Source organism: Mycobacterium sp. (assembly GCF_035499775.1).
Classification (GTDB): domain Bacteria; phylum Actinomycetota; class Actinomycetes; order Mycobacteriales; family Mycobacteriaceae; genus Mycobacterium.
The window spans coordinates 1-6,440 of sequence record NZ_DATJYB010000379.1 but is presented as its reverse complement, the minus strand read 5'-3'; the positions used below and the strand labels follow the sequence as shown (position 1 = coordinate 6,440).

Annotated in this window: 6 protein-coding genes and 1 pseudogene; 1 reads left to right on the top strand and 6 read right to left on the bottom strand. The window is 67.1% G+C overall.

The annotated features are described in order from the left end of the window. Positions 1–135, top strand: a pseudogene (locus VML93_RS23455) (glucose-1-phosphate adenylyltransferase); the annotation flags it as partial. Between the two features lie 11 nt (positions 136–146). On the opposite strand, the gene VML93_RS23450 reads toward VML93_RS23455, so the two are convergent. From VML93_RS23450 to VML93_RS23425, 6 genes are all read right to left on the bottom strand, one after another. After that, complete coding sequence (locus VML93_RS23450; RefSeq protein WP_325614676.1) at positions 147–695, bottom strand: hypothetical protein; 549 nt, start codon at positions 693–695, stop codon at positions 147–149. An 87-nt stretch (positions 696–782) separates the two neighbouring features. Then, positions 783–2,465 carry a CocE/NonD family hydrolase gene (locus VML93_RS23445; RefSeq protein ID WP_325614675.1) on the bottom strand — a complete coding sequence of 561 codons (1,683 nt, stop codon included), beginning with the start codon at positions 2,463–2,465 and terminating at the stop codon, positions 783–785. A 42-nt stretch (positions 2,466–2,507) separates the two neighbouring features. Beyond that, a complete protein-coding gene (locus tag VML93_RS23440) occupies positions 2,508–3,182 on the bottom strand; it encodes an isoprenylcysteine carboxylmethyltransferase family protein (RefSeq protein ID WP_325614674.1) in 675 nt (224 codons plus the stop codon). A 28-nt stretch (positions 3,183–3,210) separates the two neighbouring features. After that, entirely contained in the window at positions 3,211–4,860 is a 1,650-nt protein-coding gene (locus VML93_RS23435) for an ABC transporter permease (RefSeq protein WP_325614673.1), read from the bottom strand. Next, the gene (locus VML93_RS23430) at positions 4,857–5,795 is read right to left on the bottom strand and encodes an ABC transporter ATP-binding protein (RefSeq protein ID WP_325614672.1); all 939 of its coding nucleotides are present in this window, start codon (positions 5,793–5,795) and stop codon (positions 4,857–4,859) included. The genes VML93_RS23435 and VML93_RS23430 overlap by 4 nt, the downstream gene beginning before the upstream one ends. Continuing rightward, positions 5,785–6,423, bottom strand: coding sequence for a TetR/AcrR family transcriptional regulator (locus VML93_RS23425; protein ID WP_325614671.1), 639 nt, complete (start codon positions 6,421–6,423; stop codon positions 5,785–5,787). Before VML93_RS23425 ends, VML93_RS23430 begins: the two co-directional genes overlap by 11 nt. Positions 6,424–6,440 lie beyond the last annotated feature (17 nt).

Genomic DNA, 6,440 nt, shown 5'->3' with positions numbered 1-6,440 from the left:
CGCCACGCGATCCTGGACAAGAACGTCGTGGTGGGACCCGGCGAAATGGTCGGGGTGGATTTGGAGAAGGACCGGGACCGCTTCGCGATCAGCGCCGGCGGCGTGGTCGCGGTGGGCAAGGGCGTCTGGATTTAGCTGGGCTCGCGCTACTGGGCCGCCAGGGACACCACCCGGCCGTTGCCGTTGTCGGCGACGTACACGGTTCCGTCGTTGTCGACCGCCACACCGGAAGGATGGTTGAGCCCGCTGAACGGCAGCACGATCTGAGTGGTGGAGCCCGCCAGCAGCGCGACGACCGGGTGGCTGCCATGGTCGGCGACGTAAACGCTCCCGTTGGGGTGGACCGCCACACCATCGGGTATCTCGAGCCCGTTGAAGGGCAGGACGTTCTGGTTGCTGGAGCCGGCCGCCAACGACAGCACGCGCTGGCTCCGATCGTCGGTGACATAGAGGGTCCCGTTGCTGTCGAGCGCGAGACCGTGTGGTGTGACGCCGATGAACGGCAGCGTGCGCTGTTGCCGTGCGGTTGGGCCGCTCTGCTTCGCGGGGGCCCGCAAGGTCACGGCGGCCACTGTCGCGATCACGGCGAGCAAGATGCCGACGGCGGTGATGACCACAGCCGGGCGGCGCCACCAGCGCGCCTTGGCCGGTTGGCTTTTCGGTGATGACGGGCCTTCCACGGCGACTCCCTGCACGAACAAGCCGGCAAACCTTGCGCAAGCGAACCGCAGCGCCGCCCGCCAGTCTCAGAAATGAACAGGACAGTTACCCCGCTCGGCCCACTAGGGGATCTCGGGGATCAGCAGGTGCGCGTCGTACCGTCCACCCCAGTGCAGGGTGACGTGACCGCGCGGCGAGTTGGCGTAGGCGGCCGGGAATTGGCCGGTGAGGGGATTGCGTGGGCTGAGCGATCGTCCCGCGACGACCAGTCGGAGCTGCTCGCCGGCGCGGAACAGTGTCGCCGACGGGCCCATTGCGACGTCGACCCTGACCACCACATCGGCGGGCACCGGCTGGGGCTGGGTGCACGCCGTGACCGGCTCCCAGGGCTCGGAGAGTTCGGGGTCCAGTGCGCGCAGCGAAACTCGCTGCCAGCCGGTGGTGACCCGGTCATGACCGTAGCCGTAGGAGCCTTCGAATCCGACGAACCGTCCGTCGCGCCATTTCTCCACGCCGACAAAGAGATTCGCATCGTCACAGCCGTCCAGCCCGACCCAGAGCCGGGCCGTCATCGGACCCGTCAGCTCGATGTCGTCAGGCACTGTCCAGCTGAATGATGCCGCACGCGAGTGGGTTTCGAATCTCACCCGGCCTTCCGTCGACGGCTGTTCGGTCGCCAGCAGTCCGTCCCCGGCGAGATACATCGGCCGCCAACGTGTGCGGGCCAGCGGCCATTCGTCCTCTTCACGCACCGCGGTAACGGTGTCGCGATCCTCGCGGACTTCGAGGCGAACGCTGCGGGATTCGGGTGCACCGTCCAGCACGTCGTGAAAGAACTTCAACTGTTCGTCGAGCGCGCCCTGCGAATAGAAGGTCGCCCATTTGCCGCCGCGATGCGTATACAGGCGGGCGTGGGCGGAGCCGCTGCTGGTGAATGCCCGGATCGAGCCGCGGCTGTGCAGGTTGTTGTCCGAGAAACTGCCGCAGACCAGCATGGGCACCGTGATCGCCGCCAGGTCGGGTGTCACCGCGCGCCAGACGTCGTCGCGCAATGGGTGTTCTTGTTGCATCTGCGCTATGTCGTAGGTCTGGCGCGTATCACGACGTAAGTTGCGCGACCACAGCCGGGTGAAGCCGGTCTCGGGGACGCCGCCCGGGAAGGCGAGATCCCGGTAGGCGTCGGTGAAGCCTTCCCACGGGCAGATCGCCCACAGCGCCGGCGGCTGCAGGGCGGCCACCGCGTACTGGCTGATGGCGAGGTAGGACACCCCGAGCATGACGACCCGCCCGTCGCTCCACGGCTGCTCGGCCAACCATTGCACCAGGTCGTAGGTGTCCTCGGCCTCCTGACCCGAGAGCAGTTCCCCGGTGCCGTCGGAACGGCCGCAGCCGCGCGAGTCGGCGTTCACCACGGTGAAGCCCCGCGCAGTCCACCAGACCGGGTCGGGCGCCTCCCAGCCGGTCAGGGCCGAGAAGCTGACCGGCTCCGGCTGGCGTATTACCCGGTATTGCGGCGAGTACGTCCACTTGTTGCCGCGCCGAGTGGGCAGAGCGTCCTTGCTGTAGGGATGGATGCTCAGGACGACCGGCTGGGCTTCGTCCTTGGCCGTGCGAAAGACGTTGATCCGCAGCACTGTTCCGTCGCGAGTCGGGACTTCGACGTCTCGGTCGACGATGATGTCGGCGGGTGGGTCGGTGACGGTGATGCGGGGCTTGGCGATGCCGCGCAACCGCTCCCATGCGTAGCGCAGTGCGCCGGGGCGGCGCCACGGCCGGTCCAGGATGGGTGCCGGATTTCGGGCCACGCCGATACCCTATGACGTCGGGCGGGTGACGCGCGCGCCCAGTTACCAGACGTGCGGCGCCAGTCGGTAGCGCACCCGTTGCGTGTAGTCGGCGTATCCGGCCAACCCGTGGGTGAGCACTTTTTCCTCGTCGAGGATGCGTACGACGAGCACCAGCACGCCCGGAATGACGAACAGCAGCCCCCAGTAGGAGCCCAGCGCCAGCGGTATGGCCAGCATCATGATCAAGCTGCCGACGTACATGGGGTGCCGCACGAATTTGTAGACCCCGCCGGAGACCACCGTCTGGCCCGATTCCACCGTGACGGTGGCGGCCGCGTAGCGGTTCTGGATGACCACCAGGATGGCGATACCCAGACCGGTCGCCAGCAGGGCATCACCCAGCAGGCAGACCCAGGTCGGCACCGCGGACCAGCCCATCCGATGGTCGAAGACGCTGAACACGGTCATCGCGAACAGCGTCAGATAGAAGCCGATGTTCACGATCTTCTGGATCGTCCTGGATTCCGCTGTCGGGCCACTGTGCATGCGCCGCTGCAGGACCGCCGGGTTCGTCCGGGCCATATAGATGGCTGGGCCTGTCGACGCGGCCGTGAATACGCCGAGGAAGACCCACGCCTGCCAATACTTGAGCGTGCCGGCCGGCAGGAACAGGATCAAACCGAATACGGCCAGTCCGATAATCGACGACACCGTCGCTTGAACACCGGTCTTCACGAGTCCCCCTCAGTTCCCCCTGCTCGCCCTAACAGCGTAGGTCGCGCCGGCGAAAGGCTATGGCTCCCAACGCAATCAACACCGCATCGATAGCCAGCAACCAAAGCAGCGGCACTGCACTGAAATCACCGCCACCCACCCGGGGGGTGTGCGCGAAGGGCTCCAGGTCGAGCAGCCACTGCGAGAATCCCGCCAACGAGCCGATCAGATACAAGGCGATGAATCCAACCAGCACTCCCCACGCTACAGGGGTGAATCTCGGCGTCATACCGAACAGTGCCACCGTCACGGCCGACAGCAGCCAGACCGCCGGCAGTTGCACCAGCGCAGTGCCGACCACGATGCCCAGCTTTTCGCCGATGTCCCCGGCTGCAACACCGTAGACGAGCCCGGCTGCCACCCCGGCGACCAACATCGCCACCGCCGAGCCGGCCAGTGCAGCCACCAAATGTGTTGCCAACCAGCGGGTTCGGGACACCGCGCCGGCCAGCGTCGGCTCGGCTCGCTGACCGGACTCTTCCTGGTGCAGCCGCAGGGTGAGCGAGATGGCGAATGCGGCGGCCGTCATGGCCATCATGCTGAACGCCACCGCGATGAAGGCCTGCTCCAGCGCGCTGGTGCCGCCCATCCGCGCGACGATCTCGCGGGCCACCGAGCCGCTGTCGCCCAGCTCGCTGCCGATGCCGTGCGCCACGCTGCCCATCAGCACGCCGTACAGGCCCAGGCCGACGGTCCACAGCAGCAGCGCCCCCCGATCCAGGCGCCAGGTGAGCCCCGTGGCGCCGCGCAGTCCGGCTGCGGCGGTGCCCGGGCCGGGGCGTTCGGCGATGAGTCCGGCGCCGACGTCGCGGCCGGCGAGCAGCCGATAGGCCACCACGGTGAGCACAACCGTCGTCGTCAGGTGCAGCAGCAGAACCCACCAGCGATCGCCCGCGTACGGCCTGACCTGAAGTGACCACCCCAGCGGCGAAAGCCAGGACAGCTTGCCCGAGCCCGCATCGCCGATGGCGCGGAAGGTGAAGGCGGCGCCCAGCACGGCGAACGCGGTACCGCGGGCGACCCGTGCGCTCGAAGACAATTGCGCGGCCACCGCGGCCACCGCCGTGAAAACCAACCCGGAGCCGGCCAGGGCCGCACCGAAAGCCAGCGACCCGGCGGCCGGGACGTCGGTCTTCAGCAACCCGGCCGCGCCGATCACGCCGGTGGTGATCGACGCGCCGAATGACAGGATCAGCGCGGCGGTGAGGCTGGCGTACCGGCCGATCGCGGTCGAATCCAGCAGTTCGGTCCGGCCGGACTCCTCGTCGGCGCGGGTGTGGCGGATGACGGTGAGGATGACCGCGACCGCGATCAGCAGGTGGAACATCCCCGCTTTCCAGACGCCAACGGCCCCAAGGCTGTTGTTGTAGATCTGGCCGTACAGCGCACGCTGGGCGGGGCTGGCCATGATGGTGGCCGCGAACGCGGCGCGGGCGGCCGCGCTGGGGTATACCTTCTCGATGCTGCCCACGTACACGGTGGCCAGCGGCAACGACAACAGCAACACCCACAGTGGCAACGAGATTCGGTCGCGCCGCAGATAGAGCCGCAACATCGGCAGCGTTCCGAAGAAATTCGAGCGGGCCCGCGGCGCCGGGTGCGCCGGACGGTGTGGCCGATCCAGGGTCGCGGTGCTCATAGCGTCGCCACCTTCTTTCCAGGCTGCGGCCGCTGACCGTCGCTGGTGTCGTAGTGGCGCAGGAACAGCTCCTCGAGCGTCGGTGGCTGGCTGACCAGGCTGCGCACGCCGGCGTCGCCCAGCACCCGGATGAGTTCGCCGAGGCTCTCGCTGTCCACTTGGGCACGCAGCGTGTTGCCGTCCACGCTGACGTCCTCGACGCCCCTGATCCGGGTGATATCGCCGGGGTTGCCGATCATTTCGGCCTTGATCGAGGTGCGGCTGAGATGACGCATGGAGTCCAGCGTGCCGCTCTCGACGGTCTTGCCGGCCCGGATGATGGTCACCCGCTCGCACAGCGCTTCCGTCTCGGCCAGGATGTGACTGGACAACAGCACCGTGACACCACGGTCGCGGGCCTCACCGACGCACTGCTGAAACACGTTCTCCATCAACGGGTCCAGGCCGCTGCTCGGCTCGTCGAGGAGCAGCAGCGCGGCTTGCGACGAGAAGGCCGAAATCAGGGAAACCTTTTGCCGGTTGCCTTTCGAGTAGGTGCGTGCCTTCTTGTGCGGGTCGAGGTCGAAGCGTTCGATCAGCTCCGCGCGGCGCTGCTCGTCGATGCCGCCCCGCATGCGGGCCAGCAGGTCGATGGTTTCGCCGCCGGTCAGCGAGGGCCACAGGGTGACATCGCCTGGTACGTACGCGATGTGGCGGTGCAATTCGACCGCGTCGGTCCACGGGTCGCCGCCCAGCAACCGCACACTTCCGCTGTCGGCCTTCACCAGGCCCAGCAGGATGCGGATGGTGGTGGACTTGCCGGCGCCGTTGGGTCCCAGGAACCCGTGGACCTCCGCTTCGCGCACCGTCAAGTCGAGGCCGTCCAGCGCCCGAACTGCACCGAAGTTCTTTGTCAGACCCCGGATTTCGATCGGCGCAAAATTGTCAACTGGCATGCGATTCTCCTTCATCCGCTGCGGCCAGGAACGCGTCGTACATAGTGCGATCGGCCAGCAGTCCTTCGGTAAACACCTCCATGGCGGGCAGCACCATGTCACGCGAATAGTCGCGTAGTACCGCACGGAAATCCGTTGGCGTTTCATGCATTTGGATGTACAGCAGAAATGCTCCACCCCCGGTGAGAGCCAGGTACCTGGCCCTGGCACGGGGATCGCGGCTGGGCATTACGGTGCCGGCCCGAACGCCCTCTTCCAGGTATTCATAGGCGTTGTCAATCATCCTGTTCCACAGCATCGTCGCCAGGTCCCCGCCGGAGTGCAGGCTGCGCACCAGGTAGGCCATCAGCGGCGCGAAGGACTCGATCTCCGCCAGCTGAGCGAACCAGGTGGCCGGGTCGTTGGACCGAATTGCCTCCGACTTGCTGGTGCGGATCTCTTCGGCGACGAAGTCGTCACAGGCTTTGCGCAGGCCGTCCTTGGAGCCGAAGTGGTGGATGACCAGCGCGGCGCTCACCCCCGCGGCTTCGGCGATGGTGCGTAGCCCGACGCCGAAGCCGTGCTGCCCGAACTGCTCGATGGCCGCGTCGCGGATTCGAGCGGTGGCGGTCAGGTCGGCTGAACGCATGTTCAAGACACTAAACG

Bases quoted from the DNA above. Each gene is read 5' to 3' on its own strand.
- VML93_RS23435 (WP_325614673.1), bottom strand. From the start codon at position 4,860: ATGAGCACCGCGACCCTGGATCGGCCACACCGTCCGGCGCACCCGGCG.
- VML93_RS23430 (WP_325614672.1), bottom strand. From the start codon at position 5,795: ATGCCAGTTGACAATTTTGCGCCGATCGAAATCCGGGGTCTGACAAAG.
- VML93_RS23425 (WP_325614671.1), bottom strand. From the start codon at position 6,423: ATGCGTTCAGCCGACCTGACCGCCACCGCTCGAATCCGCGACGCGGCC.